This window comes from Salipiger mucosus DSM 16094 (assembly GCF_000442255.1).
GTDB lineage: Bacteria > Pseudomonadota > Alphaproteobacteria > Rhodobacterales > Rhodobacteraceae > Salipiger > Salipiger mucosus.
Map to the genome: position 1 here is coordinate 78,269 of NZ_KE557279.1, position 16,068 is coordinate 94,336.

A 16,068-nucleotide genomic window follows, 5' to 3' on the forward strand; every position below is an offset into this window, starting at 1 on the left:
GTATTCAACCCCGGTCAAGCGCGGAAAGGGGACGTCGTGGGCGAAACGCGGAAATGGGTGACGATGGGCGACGTGGCCGCCCGCGCCGGCGTGGGCAAGATCACCGTCAGCCGCGCCCTGCGCACGCCCTCCAAGGTCAGCCCGGCGACGCTGGAAAAGGTCCGGGCGGCGGTGGCCGAGCTGGGCTACGTGCTGGACGAGACCGCGGGCGCCCTCAGCTCGCAGCGCTCGCGCATCGTGGGCGCGCTGGTCTCGACGCTCGAGGATTCGGTCTTCGCCTCGACCGTGCGGGGCCTGACCGAGGGGCTCTCCGAAGGCGGGCTGCAACTGCTGCTGAGCGCCACGCAGTACGACCCCGAGACCGAGGCCGCGCTGATCCCCACGATCCTTGGCCGCCGCCCGGAGGCGCTGGTTCTGACCAGCGCCGACCACACGCCGGCGGCGCGCGACATGCTGAACCGCGCGGGCATCCCGGTGCTGGAACTCTGGGAACTGCCGGATCACCCGGTGCACACCGCCGTGGGCTTTTCCAACCGCGCGGCGGGCGCCGCGATCACCCGCCACCTGGTCGAGACCGGGCGGCGCAACATCGTCTTTCTCAAGGTTGACCGCACGCACGACGCCCGCGGCGCCCTGCGCATGGCGGGTTTCCTCAACGAAAGCGCGGGCCTGCCCGGATCCCAGACGCACCACGTGCCCGAGGCCCCGGGCGCCACCGCCCCGGACTACGGCGCGCAGGGGCTGCGCGAGATCCTCGAGCGCCTGCCCGAGACGGACGCGGTGATCTGCACCAGCGACATCATCGCCTCGGGCGTTCTCTGCGAGGCACAGCGGATGGGGCTGGAGGTGCCGGGACGGCTGGCCATCGCCGGCTTCGGCGATTTCGATATTTCGGGCGACTCCGGGCTCGCCCTGACCACGCTGAAGATCGACGGCTACGCCATCGGGCGGCGGGCCGCCGAGCTGATCCTCGCCCCGGGCGCGATGGAGCCCCTGCGCATCGACATGGGCTTCACCCTGGTGCGCCGCGCCACCACCTGAGGCGGCGCGGCGCAAATCTATTCGAAGCGAATTGCAAATTCCTTGCCAAGGAATTTGGCGCCGGGCCTCAGCCGGTCTTCTTCGCCTCTTGTTCCATGTCGATGCCCGACAGCCGCGCCATGTGGTCGCCGATCATGGGCACGTAGTCGTCGCCGCAGCCGATGGCCTCGACATGGGCGAAGTACTGCCGCGTCGCCGAGGCGATCAGGCTCAGCGCACCAGCGTCCGCCGCCATGGCGTTGGCATAGCGCACGTCCTTCGAGGCATTGGCAACCGAGAACTTGTGCGCATCGCGGTTGCGGTCGACGGTGTAGCTCATGAAGGTGTCGAAGAAGCCGTTGCCCAGCCGCGACGAGCCGATCACCTGCCGCACCGTTTCCGGCGGCAGGCCGACCTTGGCGGCCAGCACGGTCGCCTCGCCGTAGAGCGCGGCGTAGCTCATCGAGATCAGGTTCATGATGAGCTTCATCTTGTGACCCGCGCCGGTCGGACCCACGCGGTTGATGTTGCCCGCCCAGCACTCGATCACGGGCTTCACCTTGTCGAAGGCCGCGTCAGAAGCGCCGACCATGGCGTCCAGCGTGCCTTCCTCGGCCTCCTTCGGCGTCCGGCCCAGCGGAGCATCGACGATCTCGCCGCCCTTCTCGGCCAGTTCCTCGGCCAGCTTCATGGTCGAGACCGGATCGGCCGTCGAGGCATCCACCACGATCAGCCCCGGACGGGCCCCTGCGAGGATGCCGTCCGCGCCATGGTAGGTGTCCTCGATCTGCTTCGAGTTGCCCAGGCACAGGTGGATGATGTCGCACTGCTCGGCCATCTCGCGCGGGGTCGCGACCTCCTGCGCCCCCTGCCCCACGAGGTCCTCGACGGGCGTGCGATTGCGGTTGCCCTTGACCCGGAGCGCATAGCCGCCCTTCAGGATATTCGTCGCCATGCCGTGGCCCATCAGGCCCACGCCGATGAATCCGATCACCGGTTTGTCGCTCATCTCGTTTCCTCCCTCAGAGACTTGCCGTGATGCCGCCGTCGACGAACAGGGTCTGCCCGTTCACGAAATTCGACGCCGGCGCGCTCAGAAAGACGCAGGCGCCGACCAGTTCCTCGACCTCGCCCCAGCGGCCCGCGGGGGTGCGCTTTTCCAGCCAGGAGGTGAACTCGGGGTCGGCGACCAGCGCCTCGTTCAGCGGTGTCTTGAAATAGCCGGGCGCAATGGCGTTGCAGTTGAGCCCCGTGCGCGCCCAGTCCGTCGTCATGCCCTTGGTCAGGTTGGCGATGGCGCCCTTGGTGGCCGTGTAGGGCGCGATGCCCGGCCGGGCGAGCGAGGTCTGCACGCTGGCGATGTTGATGATGCGGCCCGCGCCGCGCCCGATCATGTGCCGTGCGCAGGCCTGCCCGACGTGGAAGGCCGAGTAGACGTTGGTCTTCATCAGCCGGTCGAAGGCCTCGGGCGGGAAATCCTCGAGCGGCGCGCGGTGCTGCATGCCGGCATTGTTCACCAGGATGTCGATTGCGCCCTCGTCTGCCTCGTAGGCGTCCACGGCGGCGCGCACGCCCTCGTGGTCGGTCACGTCGAAGGGCAGCTCGTCCACCGTCAGCCCCTCGTCGCGCAGGGCCTGCGCGGCCTCGGCCAGCCGTTCGGCGTTGCGCGCGTTCAGCACGATGCGCGCGCCGGCCTGCCCCAGACCGCGTGCCAAGGCCAGTCCGATTCCCATCGAGGAACCGGTGACGAGCGCGCGGCGCCCGTTCAGATCGAAGAGTGCCATGTATCCTCCCTGTCTGCCCCGTGCGGGCCCTGGCGGCCCATTGACATTCCGGGGCTGGATCGTTTCGATGAAAATGGTATACCAAAACAGCGGCGATGCAAGCGGGAGACCTGCTGCCGCGCCTGGGAGGGACGACTCATGACCGCAGCGAACGCCGGGCCGCCGCGCCGCGGAAAGGATGTGACGTGCTGACGTTTGCCGTGGCGGTGATCCTTCTGATCATCACGCCCGGTCCGGGCGTGCTGTCCATCGCGGGCGTGGGCGCAGCCTATGGCTGGCGCGACGGGCTGCGCTATGGCGCGGGTCTTTTCGTCGGGTCGAACCTGGTCGTGGCCGCGGTCATCACCGGGCTGGCCGCGGTGGTCCTGTCGGCCCCCACCGTCCGCGTGGTCCTCATGGTCGCCTCGGTCGCCTACCTTCTCTACCTCGCATCCCGCGTCGCCTTCGCCGGAAGCCGGATCGCCTTCATCGAGGCCAAGTCCGCACCTGGCATCCGGGCCGGCATCCTCTTGCAGGCGATCAATCCCAAGGCCTACGCAGTGAACACCTCGCTGTTCACGGGCTTCGGCTTCGCTCCGGGCGATCTCGTCTTCGAGACGGTCACCAAGGTCATCATCCTCAACGTCATCTGGCTGCCGATCCACCTGGGCTGGCTCTGGGCCGGGGTGACGCTGCACCGCCTCAACCTCAGCTATCGCACCCAGCGCATGATCAACTACGGCATGGCCGCGGCCATGGTCGCGGTGGTGGTGCTCGCGCTGCTGTCGACGGCGATGGAGGCGCAATGAGGATCACCGGGATCGAGACCCTTCGAATTGCCGAGCGCGCCAACCTGCTGTGGCTTCTGGTGCACACCGACGAGGGCGTGACCGGGCTGGGCGAGACCTTCTACGGCGCCCGCGCGGTCGAGGCCCATGTCCACGAAACCCTTGCGCCCCTGATGATCGGGCAGGACCCGTCGCGGATCGAACATCTCGCGCAGCGGGCCGAAGGCTATCTCGGCTGGCGTTCGACCGGTGCCGAAACGCGGGGCAATTCCGCCTTCGACATCGCGCTGCACGACCTTCGGGGCGAAGGCCATGGGCCGAGCCCGTCCGCGCAGCTTCTGGGCGGGTTCACCCGCGACAGCATCCGCACCTACAACACCTGCGCCGGCCTCGACTACATGAAGGAGGACGCGGGCCAGCAGACCGGCAACTACGGGCTTGGCTCGGGCGGCCCCTTCGACGATCTCAACGGCTTCCTGCACCACGCCGACGAGCTGGCCGAGAGCCTGCTCGACGAGGGCATCACGGCGATGAAGATCTGGCCCTTCGACATGGCAGCCGAGGCCAACGAGGGCCAGCACATCAGCGCGGCCGAGCTGAAGACCGCGCTCGAACCCTTCGAGAAGATCCGCCGCGCGGTGGGCGACCGCATCGATATCATGGTCGAGTTCCACTCGATGTGGCAACTCACCCCGGCCAAGCGCATCGCTCGGGCGCTCGCGCCCTACGGCACCTACTGGCATGAGGACCCGATCCGCATGGACAGCCTCGAGCTGCTGCGCGACTACGCCTCCGCCTCACCCGCGCCGGTCTGCGCCTCGGAGACGCTGGGCGGCCTCGGCGCCTTCCGCGACCTGATGGCGACCGGCGCCGCGGGCATCGTCATGCTGGACCTGTCCTGGTGCGGCGGCATCACCGCCGCGCGCAAGGCCGCGACGCTGGCGGAGGCGCACAAGCTGCCCATCGCCCCGCACGACTGCACCGGTCCGGTGGTGCTGGCCGCCTCGACGCACCTCAGCCTCGCCATGCCCAACGCGCTGGTGCAGGAAAGCGTGCGCGCCTACCTGCGCAGCTGGTACGGCGACATCGTCACGCAACTGCCCACCGTTTCGGACGGCCGGATCACCGTGCCGCCCGGCCCCGGTCTCGGGATGGACCTGCATCCCGATCTCGACCGCCGCTTCACGACACACCGCAAGATCACGAGGGAAGAAGACCTATGAAATACACCGGCTGCTGGCCCGTCGTCCCGACGCCGTTCCACGATGATGGCACGCTCGACCTCGAGGGCATGAAGCGCGTGCTCGACTGCACCATCGACATGGGCGTCGACGGCATCTGCATCCTCGCCAACTTCTCCGAGCAGTTCCTGATCTCGGACGAGGAACGCGCGACCCTGACGAAGCTCTGCGTCGAGCATGTCGCCGGCCGCGTGCCGGTGATCGTCACCATCTCGGCTTACGCGACGCCCATCGTCGTGGAACGCGCACAGTTCGCCAAGGACCTCGGCGCCGACATCGTCATGATGATGCCGCCCTACCATGGCGCCCTGATGAAGGGCACGGCCGAGCAGACCTTCGAGCAGTTCCGCCAGGTGGGCGAGGTCGGCATCCCGATCATGCTGCAGGACGCCCCGCTCTCGGGTGTCGACCTGCCGGTGCCGCTGCTGGTCAAGATGGCGCGCGAGATCGAGATGCTGAAGCTCTTCAAGATCGAGTGCCCGCAGGCGGCCGCCAAGCTGCGCACGCTCATCGCCGACGGCGGCAACGCCATCGAGGCGCCCTTCGACGGCGAGGAGGCGATCACCCTGCTGGCCGACCTCGACGCCGGCGCCACCGGCTGCATGACCTCGGCCATGATCCCCGACCAGATCCGGCCCATCGTGGTGGACTTTCTCGCCGGCGAGCGCAAGAAAGCCATCGACGGGTATGCCCGCGTGCTGCCCGCCATCAACCACGAAAACCGCCAGTGCGGCTTCCGCTCGGCCAAGCACGCGATGCAGGTCGGCGGCGTCATCAAGTCGGCCTTCTGCCGTCACCCGATCGCGCCGCTGCACCCCGACACCGCCTCGATGCTGATCGAGCTGATCGAACCGCTGGACCCGCTGGTGCTCAACTGGGGCAAGTGATGGACGCATTGAAAGACCTGGCGGAGGCCCTCGGGCCCCGCTTCACCACCTCGGAAAGCGCGCGGGCCCAGAATGCCCGCAACGAGGCGCATTTCCCGGACGCCATGCCCGACGCCGTGGTCTGGCCCGAGACGACCGAGGACGTCGCGCTCACGGTCAGGACCTGCGCCGCGGCCGGCATCCCGATCACGCCGCTGGGCGTGGGATCGTCGCTCGAGGGCCAGCACCTCGCGGTGAAGGGCGGCGTCAGCCTCGACTTCTCGCGCATGAACAAGGTGCGCGCGGTCAACGCCGAGGACCTGAACGCGGTGGTGCAGCCCGGCGTGACGCGCACCCAGCTCAACGACGAGTTGCGCGCGACGGGCCTCTTCTTTCCCATCGACCCCGGCGCCGACGCCTCGCTCGGCGGCATGGCCGCGACCCGCGCCTCGGGCACCATGGCGGTGCGCTACGGCACCATGCGCGAGAACATCCTCGCGCTCGAGGCGGTCATGGCGGACGGCACGGTGATCCGCACCGGCACGCAGGCGCGCAAGTCCTCGTCGGGCTACGACCTCACGCACCTGCTGATCGGCTCCGAGGGCACCCTCGGCATCATCACCGAGCTCACGGTCAAGCTGCAGGGCCAGCCCGAGGCCACCGCCGCCGCGACCTGCCGCTTCGACAGCGTCGAGGATGCGGTGAACTGCGTGATCCTGACCATCCAGTGCGGGCTGCCAATGGCCCGGATCGAGCTGGTGGACGAGATGATGGTGCACGGCTTCAACGAGATGGCCGAGGCCGGCCTGCCGGAAAAGCCGCACCTCTTCCTCGAGTTCCAGGGCACACCCACCGGCGTCACCGAGCAGGCCGCCATGTTCCGCGAGATCGCCGAGGATTTCGGCGTGCAGGACTGGAAGGAGGCCACCGCCACCGAGGACCGCACCGCGTTGTGGAAGCTACGCCACGGCGCTCATTACGCCACCGCGGCGATCCGGCCCGGCCCGCAGTTCCGCACGCTGGCCACCGACGTCTGCGTGCCGATCTCCAAGCTGGCGGAGGCGGTCACCACGGCACAGGACATGGCCCGCAAGATGGGCGTGATCTGCACCATCGTCGGCCACGTGGGCGACGGCAACTTCCACTGCGGCGTGCGCTTCGACCCGGATGACCCGAATGAGGTGCAGACGACGCAGGACTTCGCTGGAAAACTGGCCGAGTTGGCGCTAACGCTCGGCGGCACGGTGACCGGCGAACACGGTATCGGCCTGGGCAAGCAGAAGTACATGTCCGCCGAGCACGGTCCGGCGCTGGCCTACATGCGGGCGGTCAAGGCCGCCTTCGACCCGCAGGGCATTCTCAATCCGGGCAAGCTGCTGCCGCCCGGCAACTGACATCAACAGGAGGCGCAGATGCTCCCCCGCTCCAATCCCCATCCCGACGGCATCTTCGTCGGTCGCGTCTGGCGTCCCGGTCTGGGGCCCGCGCTGGTCACGCTGCGCGGCGAGACGCTGCTCGACATCACCGACCCGGCGCATCCCACCATGCGCGACCTGCTGGAACTCGACGATCCGGCCTCCACGGTGCGCAGCGCGACCGGCGAGGAGATCGGCACGCTCGCGGACCTCGTGGCAGGCTCGACCGAGGGCGCGCCCGAAGACAGCCTCCGCCTGCTGCCACCCTGCGACCTGCAGGCGGTCAAGGCCAGCGGCGTGACTTTCGCCGCCTCGATGGTCGAACGCGTGATCGAGGAACAGGCCGCCGGCGACCCCGACGCCGCCGAGGCGATCCGCGCGCGCGTCAAGTCGGTCATCGGCGACTCGCTTTCCGGCATCGAGCCCGGCTCGGACAAGGCCATGGAGGTCAAGCGCGTGCTGCAGGCCGAGGGCATGTGGTCGCAATACCTCGAGGTGGGCATCGGCCCCGACGCCGAGGTCTTCACCAAGTCGCAGCCCATGGCTTCGGTCGGCTGGGGCGCTTCGGTGGGCCTGCACCCCGTCTCGAAGTGGAACAACCCCGAGCCCGAGATCGTGCTCGCGGTCAACTCCAGGGGCAAGATCCTTGGGGCCACGCTCGGCAACGACGTGAACCTGCGCGACGTCGAGGGCCGCTCGGCCCTGCTGCTGGGCAAGGCCAAGGACAACAACGCCTCCTGCTCCATCGGCCCCTTCCTGCGGCTCTTCGACGAGGCCTACGCGCTCGACGACGTGCGGCAGGCCGAGCTCACGATGACCGTCACCGGCGAGGACGGCTTCACGCTGAACGGCTCCTCCTCGATGAGCCAGATCAGCCGCGACCCCGCGGACCTCGTGACCCAGTCCATCGGGCGGCACCACCAGTATCCCGACGGGTTCATGCTGTTCCTCGGCACGCTCTTCGCGCCGACCGAGGACCGCAACGCGCCGGGCCAGGGCTTCACCCACCACATGGGCGACGTCGTGAGCATCGCAGAGCCCGCCCTGGGCGAGCTGGTGAACACCGTCCGGCTGTCGACCGAGGCGCCCGAATGGACCTTCGGCACGGCTGCGCTGATGCGCAACCTCGCCGGGAGGGGCCTGCTGTGACGACCTTCCTCGCGCTCGGCGAATGCATGGTGGAGCTTTCGGAGGCCGGCGACGGCCTCTACCGCCGTGGCTTCGCCGGCGACACCTTCAACACCGCGTGGTACGCCCGCCGCCTGCTGCCGGAGACCTGGACGGTCAGCTACGGCAGCTGCGCGGGCGAGGATGCCGTCAGCGACGAGATGCTGGCCTTCATGGAGCGTGAGGGCATCGACACCTCGACCATGCGCCGCCTGCCGGACCGCACCGTGGGCCTCTACATGATCTCGCTGAAGGAGGGCGAACGCAGCTTCTCCTACTGGCGCAGCCAATCGGCGGCGCGGATGCTGGCCGAGGACCTGACCTGGCTCGACGGCATTCTCAAGGGCCGCGAGATGATCCATTTCTCGGCGATCACGCTGGCGATCCTGCCGCAGAAATCGCGGGAATACTTCTGCGGCGCCCTCGCCCGCGCCCGGGCGCGAGGCGCCATCGTGGCCTTCGACACCAACCTGCGTCCGCGCCTCTGGGACAGCCCGCAGGCCATGCGCGACGGGCTCGAAATGGGCGCGCGCACCTCGGACATCGTGCTGCCCAGCTTCGACGAGGAGACCGATCTCTTCGGCGATGCGAAGCCCGAGGACACGGTCGAGCGCTACCGCGCGCTCGGCGCCGATCTCGTCGCGGTCAAGCAGGGCGGCGGCGACCTCGTGCTCTGGCAACGCGAAACCGGCCACGGGCGCGTGCCGCCCGAACACGTGCCCCAGGTGGTCGACACCACCGCCGCAGGCGACAGCTTCGGCGCGGGCCTGCTCGCGGGCCTCGCGCGCGGCGAAGCCCCGATAGACGCGGCACGAGGCGCCATGCGGCTGGCCGCAAGGGTCATCCAATCGCGCGGCGCGCTGGTGCCGGAGATTTTCAAGGACCACGGAGGAGCGTCATGAACATTCTCATCATCGGCGGCGGCGGTGTCGTCGGACAGAAACTGGCGAAGAAGCTGCTGGAGCGCGGCCAGCTCGACGGCAAACCGATCGACAAGCTGACACTGGCCGACATCTCGGACCCCGCCCCGGTCGAGGGCGCCGAGACGACGACCTGCGACATCTCGGATGCCGCCTCGGTCGCCAAGGCCATCACGCCGGAAACCGACGTGATCTACCTGCTCGCGGCCATCGTCTCGGCCCACGCGGAAGAGGACTTCGACGCCGGCTACCGCATCAACCTCATGGGCACATGGAACGTGCTCGAGCGTGCGCGCGAGCTCGGGACCTGCCCCAAGCTGGTCTTCACCTCCTCGATCGCCGTCTTCGGCGGCGAGGCGCCGGACCCGCTGGGCGACTGGTCGGTGCTGAACCCGCAGGGTTCCTACGGCACGCAAAAGGCCATGGGCGAGCTGCTGATCAACGACTTCTCGCGGAAGGGCTTCGTCGACGGCCGCGGCTTCCGCCTGCCCACGATCACCGTGCGTCCGGGCAAGCCCAACCGCGCGGCCTCGAGCTTCATGTCCTCGATCATCCGCGAGCCGCTGAATGGCCAGGAGGCGATCTGCCCCGTGGGCGAGGACTTCCTGCACTACTACCTGAGCCCGCGGAAGTGCGTCGAGAACCTCATCAAGGGCGCCGAGATCCCGGCCGAGGACCTCGGCCAGAACCGGTGCATGCTGATGCCGGGCCGCACCTGGGCGATCAAGGACCTCGTCGCGGCGCTGGAAAACGTCGCCGGCCCCGAGCCGGTGAAGCTCATCAAATGGGAGTCCCAGCCCGACATCGAGGCCATCGTGAAGGGCTGGCGCTGGGACATGCACGCCGACAAGGCGCTGAAGCTGGGGCTCGAGGCCGATGCCAGCTTCGAGGACAACGTCCGCGCCTACCTCGAGGACGACAAGCCCGCCGCGTGACCGGAGGGGCAGCCCCGCCCCTTCTTCTTGTTCCAAATACGCAAACAACGGCGCCGCCCCGGCTTTTCGCCCGGGGCGGCGCCCAAAAGTCTTCGAAGACTTCTGCAAATTCCTCGAAACGGAATTCACGCCTCAGTTCACCGGCGTGACCAGCTCCTTGCCCTCGAGGAACGCTGAGATGTTGGCGCGCTGCAGCTTGCCCATCTCGGTGCGCGTCTCGCGCGTGGCCGAGGCCTGGTGCGGCTGCAGCACCGCGTTGTCGAGCTTCAGGAACCGCGGATCGGGGTTCGGCTCGTTCAGGAAGACATCCAGCGCCGCGCCCTCGATGCCCCCCGTCTCGAGCAGGTCCAGCATCGCGCCCTCGTCGATGGTGGTCCCGCGCGAGATGTTGACGATCACGCCCTTGGGTCCGAGCGCCTCGAGCACCTCGCGGCTCACGTAGCCCTCGGTTGCCGGCCCGCCGACCAGCGCGACCACGAGGTAGTCCACCGATTTCGCCAACGAGACCGGGTCGGCGTGGTACGTCCAGCCGGGCGTCTCCTTCTCCGAGCGCGCGTGGTAGTGCATCTCCATCTTGAAGCCGGCCAGCCGGTCGGCGATCTCGCGGCCGATGCGGCCCATGCCGAGGATGCCCGCGCGCTGTCCGCTCATCTTGCGCTGCAGCGGGTGCGCCCCCTCGCGGCCCCAGGCGCCCGAGCGCAGGCGTTCTTCTGCCCCGCGCATGTCCCGGCAGTAGTCCAGCAACAGCGCAACCGCGAGGTCCGCCACGTCGTCGTTCAGCACGTCCGGCGTGTTCGTCACCTTGATCCCGCGCGCCGAGGCGGCATTGACGTCGATGGCGTCGTAACCGACGCCAAAGTTCGCGATGAGACCCAGGTTCGGGAAGGCGTCCATGGCTTCGCCGCCGAACGGTGTATGGCCGAAATAGGCCACCGCCTTGACCTGCGCGCGCTGATCCTCGGGCAGCGCCAGCGCCGCCTCCAGCGTGTCCGCGCCGGGCCAGCCCAGCTCGGCCACGGCCTCGCGGCTCATCTGCTCGATCCCGTTGATCGTCAGAACCTCACTCATTCTCGTCTCCTTCCGTCAGGCCAGCGCCGCACGCAGGGGAGCGAGCCAGCCCAGCCCGTCCTCCGTACGGCCTGACCGTGGCTTGTATTCCGCACCGACCGGCGCGCTCCATCCCGCTTCGGCGAAACTCGCCAGCAGGCGCTCGAAACAGATCTCGCCGCCATCGGGTTCGCCCCGGTCCGGCACCGCCGCGATCTGGACGTGGCCGACCATCGGCAGGTGCGTCTTGAACCGCTCGGTCAGGTCACCCTGCATGATCTGCGTGTGATAGCAGTCGAACATGATCTTCAGGTTGTCGCGGCCCAGCGCCTCGACGATCTCGGCGGCATGTTCGACATGGGCCAAGTGGTAGCCCGCAACGTCGCGCCGGTTGATCGGCTCGATGAGCACCGACATGCCCTTCGCGCCCGCGAGATCGCAGGCATGACGCAGCGTCTCGCGATAGGCGCGTTCCGCCGCGTCCCCGCCGTCTGTGCGGCCGGCCATGACATGCACGTTGGCCGCGCCGATCTCGGCGCCGTAGTCCACGGCCTGCGCCACCGCCGCGCGCGCCTCGTCGGCGCGGTCCGCCAGCGCCGCCAGCCCCGAAGTCCCCGGCCGAGGGATCGCCCGGCACGGTGTTCAGCCCCAGCATGGCAAAGCCCGTCTCTTCCAGGGCCGCGCGCACCTCGGCGGCAGGCACCTCGTAGGGGAAGTGGCATTCCACGGCGTCGAACCCGTCGCGCTTCGCCGCGCGGATGCGGTCCGGGATCGCGAGATCGGTGTAGAGAAAGCCGATATTGGCGGAAAATTCCATCAGTCCCACTCCACGTCGAATTTGTCGACCACGCGGCGCACCTGCCCATCGGTCAGCATCCGCGGGTTCGCGCCCTTCAGCAGGAGCGCCAGTTTCGAGGTCTCTTCCAGCTCTTCCATGGCGTAGACCGCCGCCTCGAGATCCTTCGAGGCCACGACCGGCCCGTGATTGGCCAGCACCACCGCCGAGCGTTTGCCCGCCAGCCCGCGCACCGCGTCGCCCATGGCCGGATCGCCCGGCACGAAGAAGGGCAGCAGCCGCACCTTGCCCAGCCGCATGACGGCATAGGCCGTGAGCGGCGGCAGCATGTTGTCAGGATCGATGTCCGGCATCATCGACCAGGCCACGGAGTGCGTCGAGTGCAGGTGCACCACGGCGCCGGCCGTGCTGCGCGTCTCGTAGAAGGCCGAGTGCAGCGGCATCTCCTTGGTCGGCTTGTCGCCCTCAATGTGGTTTCCGTCGGCGTCGAACTTCGACAGACGGGCGGGGTCAAGAAAGCCGAAGCTCGCGCCGGTCGGCGTGACCAGCAGTCCGCCGTCCTCGGTGCGGGCCGAGATGTTGCCCGAGGCGCCGCCCGTCAGACCGCGCTGGTAGATCGAGGCCGCCTGCCGGCAGATCGCCTCTCGCAGTGCCGTATCGCTCATGCGTCGTGCTCCATCACCCGGGCCGCCTTGGCGAAGAAGTCCTCGGCGCCGAAGTTGCCCGACTTGAGCGCCAGGACGAGGTCCTCGCCCGCGCGCATCACCGGCACGCCGGGGTCGATCTCGGGCCCGATCTCGAGCGCGTCAGGCGCCAGCGCCTCGACCACCGCGCCCGAGGTCTCGCCCCCCGCCGAGATGAGCCGCGTCACCCCGCCGGCGACCAGCGCCTTGGCGAGTTGGGCAAAGAAACCCTCGAGTGCGGCCGCCACCTTTTCACGGCCATGCGCTTCCTGTGCGGCCCGCACAGTGTCGGGTTCGGCGGAGGAATAGACCAACGGCATCCTGTCCTGCGCAAGCGCCCAGTCGGCCACCTCCTGCGCGGCGAGCCCGCCCAGCACCTGCTCGGCCGTGACTTCGCGCGAGGGCCCCTCGTGCGCAGCCACCTGCCCTCGCGTTGCGTTCGAGCAGGAGCCCGAGAGCGCGGCCACCGGCCCGCCCTGCCCGCGCCAGCGCCCGGCTTTGCCCGAGAGGGTGAAGTTGCCCGGCAGGCCCATGGCGATGCCCGAACCGCCGGTCAGCAGCGGTACGCCCGCCAGCGCCTTGCCCCAGGCCATGAGATCGCCGTCGCGGATCGCATCGGCGATGACGAAGCGCCGCCCGGCCACCGCCTCGGCCTCCAGTGCAGCGCGGATCTCGTCGGGGCCTTCCCAGACGGTGGGCGCGGCCACGTGGCCGACCTCGCCGGACACCTGCGGCGCCAGGACCCGCCGAAGGTCGGGATCGGTCATCGGCGTGAGCGGATGGTTCTCCATCCCGGACTCCGACAGCAGCCGGTCGCCCACGAATAGGTGCCCCATGTAGATCGTGCGCCCGGTCGTCGGGAAGGCCGGGCAGAAGATAACCGACTGCGCGCCCAGCTTGTCGGCCAGCGCCTCGGCCACCGGGCCGATGTTGCCTTGGGCCGTGGAGTCGAAGGTCGAGCAGTACTTGAACAGGAACTGCGTGCAGCCCTGCGCGCGCAACCACTCAAGCGCGGCGAGCGACTGGGCCACCGCCTCCTCGACCGGGATGGAACGTGACTTGAGCGCCACGACGCCCGCCTCGACCTCGGGGTCGGCGGGGCCGTCGGGGACGCCCACGTATTGCACGGTGCGCATGCCCTGCTTGACCAGCGTGTTGCCAAGGTCGCTCGACCCGGTGAAGTCGTCGCCAATACAGCCCAGCAGCATCACGCGTCTCCCGGCAGCTTGAGGCCCGCGGCGCGGGCGTAGACCTTGACCACGGCGGCGTCGTCGATATTGCCGTCGCCCTCCTCGGCAGCGGTGCGGAACTGCGCCAGCGCCGCCTGCGTCATGGGCACCGGCAGCTTGGCCTCGGAGGCGATGTCATCGACGATGCCGAGATCCTTGGGCCAGATGTTGACCGTGGAGCGCGGCGTGTAATCCGCCTCGACGATGTGCGGGCCCCGGTTCTCGAACATCCAGCTGGTGCCGGCCGAGACCGAGACCACCTCGAGAATGCGCTCGGACGGCAGGCCCTGGCTGATGCCCAGCGCAAAGGCCTCGCCCATGGCGGCGAGGTGCACGCCGGCCAGAAGCTGGTTCACCGCCTTCATCGCGCTGCCCGCGCCGGCCTCGTCCCCCATGCGATGCACGGTCGAGGCCATTGCGTCGAGCGCGGGGGCAGCGGCCTTGAAGGCTTCGGGCGCGCCGCTCGCCATGATCGACAGGTCCCCCTGTGCCGCACGGCCCGCGCCGCCCGAGACCGGCGCGTCCACGTAGTGCAGCCCGCGCGCGGCGGCGGCATCGGACAGTGCGCGGGCCTCGGCCGGAGGAATGGTGGCGCAGGAAACAATGACCGAGCCTTTCGCCATGTGCTCGGCGGCCCCGCCGGGCGCGAAGAGCACCTCGCGCGTCTGCGCCGCATTCAGCACCACGCTGACCACGATCGACGACGCGCCGGCCGCCTCGGCCATTGTGCCGCGCCGTCCGCCCTCGGCGGCGAAGGCATCCATGCGTTCGTCGGAGATGTCGAGGCCGTAAACCTCGTGCCCGGCGCGCAGGATCGACTGCGCCATGCCATTGCCCATCGAGCCAAGCCCGATCACGGTGATCGTCGCCACGAGTCTCCCCCCTCTCGTCAAAATGGTATACCAAATGGAGGATGGAGGCCGGGGCCTTTGCTGTCAATGGCAGGTGAGCCGGAAACCGGGCGCGGAACGCCAAGAAAATCCACACGAACTTTCGGGCCCGCCGGCCGTGCCGACGGGCCCCGGCGCCCCGGGTCCGTTACGTGCAAGTCACGGAAAATTCGTACGAATTTTCCGCCTGCCCGTCAGGTATTGAAGAGGAAGTGCAGGACGTCGCCGTCCTTGACCTCGTAGGTCTTGCCCTCGGCGCGCATCTTGCCCGCCTCCTTGGCGCCCTGCTCGCCCTGGCAGGCGACGAAGTCGTCGTAGGCCACGGTCTCGGCCCGGATGAAACCCTTCTCGAAATCGCCGTGGATCACGCCGGCCGCCTGCGGCGCCAGCGTGCCGCGCGGGATCGTCCAGGCGCGCGCCTCCTTGGGGCCGACCGTGAAATAGGTCTCGAGGTTCAGCAGATCGTAGCCCGCCTTGATGAGCCGGTCGAGCCCGGCCTCCTCCAGTCCCAGCTCCGACAGGAACATCTCGGCCTCGTCGGCCTCGAGCTGGCTGATCTCTTCCTCGATCTTGGCCGAGATCACGACGTGCGCGTTGCCCTGCTCATCGGCCATTTTCGCGACCTTCTCGGAGAGCGCGTTGCCGGTCGCCGCCTCGGCCTCGTCGACGTTGCAAACGTAGAGTACAGGCTTCGACGACAGCAGCTGCAGCATGTTCCAGGCCTTGCGATCGTCGGGCTCGACCTCGACCATGCGGGCGGGCTGGCCCTCTTCGAGCTTGGCCAGCGCGGCCTTCATCAACCGCTCCTGCTGAACGGCTTCCTTGTCGCCGCCGCGCACCTTGCGAGAGATGTTCTGCAGGCGCTTTTCCAGCGACTCCATGTCCGCGATGATGAGCTCGGTCTCGATGGTCTCGGCGTCGGAGACCGGGTCGACGCGGCCATCGACGTGGGTGACGTCCTCGTCCTCGAAACAGCGCAGCACGTGGGCGATGGCATCGACCTCGCGGATGTTGGCCAGGAACTGGTTGCCGAGGCCCTCACCCTTCGAGGCGCCCTTCACGAGGCCCGCGATGTCGACGAAGGTCATGCGCGTCGGGATGATGTTGGCCGACTTCGCGATCCCGGCAAGCGTGTAGAGCCGGGTGTCCGGCACCGCGACCTCGCCCACGTTGGGCTCGATCGTGCAGAACGGGAAGTTGGCAGCCTGCGCCGCGGCGGTGCGGGTCAGCGCGTTGAAGAGGGTCGACTTGCCCACGTTGGGCAGACCCACGATCCCCATGCGAAATCCCATCTTATCCTCCTGCGGC

The 16,068-nt window shown here is 68.7% G+C and carries 16 protein-coding genes; 8 read left to right on the top strand and 8 right to left on the bottom strand.

Annotated elements, in window-relative coordinates:
- Positions 1-36: 36 nt before the first annotated feature.
- Positions 37-1,041, top strand: coding sequence for a LacI family DNA-binding transcriptional regulator (locus tag SALMUC_RS17680; protein ID WP_021120578.1), 1,005 nt, complete (start codon positions 37-39; stop codon positions 1,039-1,041).
- 67 nt (positions 1,042-1,108) lie between these two features.
- Here SALMUC_RS17680 and SALMUC_RS17685 read toward each other — a convergent pair whose 3' ends face one another.
- Together SALMUC_RS17685 and SALMUC_RS17690 are read right to left on the bottom strand one after the other, a co-directional pair.
- The gene (locus SALMUC_RS17685; protein WP_020040397.1) at positions 1,109-2,029 is read right to left on the bottom strand and encodes an NAD(P)-dependent oxidoreductase; all 921 of its coding nucleotides are present in this window, start codon (positions 2,027-2,029) and stop codon (positions 1,109-1,111) included.
- A 13-nt stretch (positions 2,030-2,042) separates the two neighbouring features.
- A complete protein-coding gene (locus SALMUC_RS17690; protein ID WP_020040396.1) occupies positions 2,043-2,804 on the bottom strand; it encodes an SDR family oxidoreductase in 762 nt (253 codons plus the stop codon).
- Between the two features lie 185 nt (positions 2,805-2,989).
- Here SALMUC_RS17690 and SALMUC_RS17695 point away from each other — a divergent pair, with 185 nt between their 5' ends.
- Genes SALMUC_RS17695 through denD form a run of 7 tightly spaced genes read left to right on the top strand, consistent with a single transcriptional unit; the run spans position 2,990 to position 10,115 of the window.
- Complete coding sequence (locus SALMUC_RS17695) at positions 2,990-3,592, top strand: LysE family translocator (protein ID WP_020040395.1); 603 nt, start codon at positions 2,990-2,992, stop codon at positions 3,590-3,592.
- Positions 3,589-4,794 (top strand): mandelate racemase/muconate lactonizing enzyme family protein, encoded by a 1,206-nt coding sequence (locus SALMUC_RS17700; RefSeq protein ID WP_021120579.1) that lies wholly within the window; start codon positions 3,589-3,591, stop codon positions 4,792-4,794. The genes SALMUC_RS17695 and SALMUC_RS17700 overlap by 4 nt, the downstream gene beginning before the upstream one ends.
- The gene (locus tag SALMUC_RS17705) at positions 4,791-5,699 is read left to right on the top strand and encodes a dihydrodipicolinate synthase family protein (protein WP_020040393.1); all 909 of its coding nucleotides are present in this window, start codon (positions 4,791-4,793) and stop codon (positions 5,697-5,699) included. The genes SALMUC_RS17700 and SALMUC_RS17705 overlap by 4 nt, the downstream gene beginning before the upstream one ends.
- Positions 5,699-7,072 (top strand): FAD-binding oxidoreductase, encoded by a 1,374-nt coding sequence (locus SALMUC_RS17710; protein WP_020040392.1) that lies wholly within the window; start codon positions 5,699-5,701, stop codon positions 7,070-7,072. Before SALMUC_RS17705 ends, SALMUC_RS17710 begins: the two co-directional genes overlap by 1 nt.
- 18 nt (positions 7,073-7,090) lie before the next feature.
- Positions 7,091-8,242, top strand: a complete 1,152-nt coding sequence (locus SALMUC_RS17715) for a fumarylacetoacetate hydrolase family protein (RefSeq protein ID WP_020040391.1) — start codon at positions 7,091-7,093, stop codon at positions 8,240-8,242.
- A complete protein-coding gene (locus tag SALMUC_RS17720; protein ID WP_020040390.1) occupies positions 8,239-9,162 on the top strand; it encodes a sugar kinase in 924 nt (307 codons plus the stop codon). Before SALMUC_RS17715 ends, SALMUC_RS17720 begins: the two co-directional genes overlap by 4 nt.
- Positions 9,159-10,115, top strand: a complete 957-nt coding sequence (gene denD, locus SALMUC_RS17725) for a D-erythronate dehydrogenase (protein ID WP_020040389.1) — start codon at positions 9,159-9,161, stop codon at positions 10,113-10,115. The genes SALMUC_RS17720 and denD overlap by 4 nt, the downstream gene beginning before the upstream one ends.
- Before the next feature lie 132 nt (positions 10,116-10,247).
- Here denD and SALMUC_RS17730 read toward each other — a convergent pair whose 3' ends face one another.
- The 6 genes from SALMUC_RS17730 to ychF form a co-directional block, all read right to left on the bottom strand.
- Positions 10,248-11,183: a 2-hydroxyacid dehydrogenase gene (locus SALMUC_RS17730; RefSeq protein WP_020040388.1), complete on the bottom strand. Its 936-nt coding sequence runs from the start codon at positions 11,181-11,183 to the stop codon at positions 10,248-10,250.
- Between the two features lie 15 nt (positions 11,184-11,198).
- On the bottom strand, positions 11,199-11,723 hold the full coding sequence (locus SALMUC_RS17735; protein ID WP_020040387.1) for a TIM barrel protein: 525 nt from the start codon (positions 11,721-11,723) through the stop codon (positions 11,199-11,201).
- Between the two features lie 255 nt (positions 11,724-11,978).
- Positions 11,979-12,623 carry a 3-oxo-tetronate 4-phosphate decarboxylase gene (gene otnC, locus SALMUC_RS17740; protein WP_021120580.1) on the bottom strand — a complete coding sequence of 215 codons (645 nt, stop codon included), beginning with the start codon at positions 12,621-12,623 and terminating at the stop codon, positions 11,979-11,981.
- Positions 12,620-13,849 (bottom strand): 3-oxo-tetronate kinase, encoded by a 1,230-nt coding sequence (gene otnK / locus SALMUC_RS17745; RefSeq protein ID WP_020040385.1) that lies wholly within the window; start codon positions 13,847-13,849, stop codon positions 12,620-12,622. Before otnK ends, otnC begins: the two co-directional genes overlap by 4 nt.
- Positions 13,849-14,742, bottom strand: coding sequence for an L-threonate dehydrogenase (gene ltnD / locus SALMUC_RS17750; RefSeq protein WP_020040384.1), 894 nt, complete (start codon positions 14,740-14,742; stop codon positions 13,849-13,851). Before ltnD ends, otnK begins: the two co-directional genes overlap by 1 nt.
- 212 nt (positions 14,743-14,954) lie before the next feature.
- Positions 14,955-16,052: a redox-regulated ATPase YchF gene (gene ychF / locus SALMUC_RS17755; protein ID WP_020040383.1), complete on the bottom strand. Its 1,098-nt coding sequence runs from the start codon at positions 16,050-16,052 to the stop codon at positions 14,955-14,957.
- Positions 16,053-16,068 lie beyond the last annotated feature (16 nt).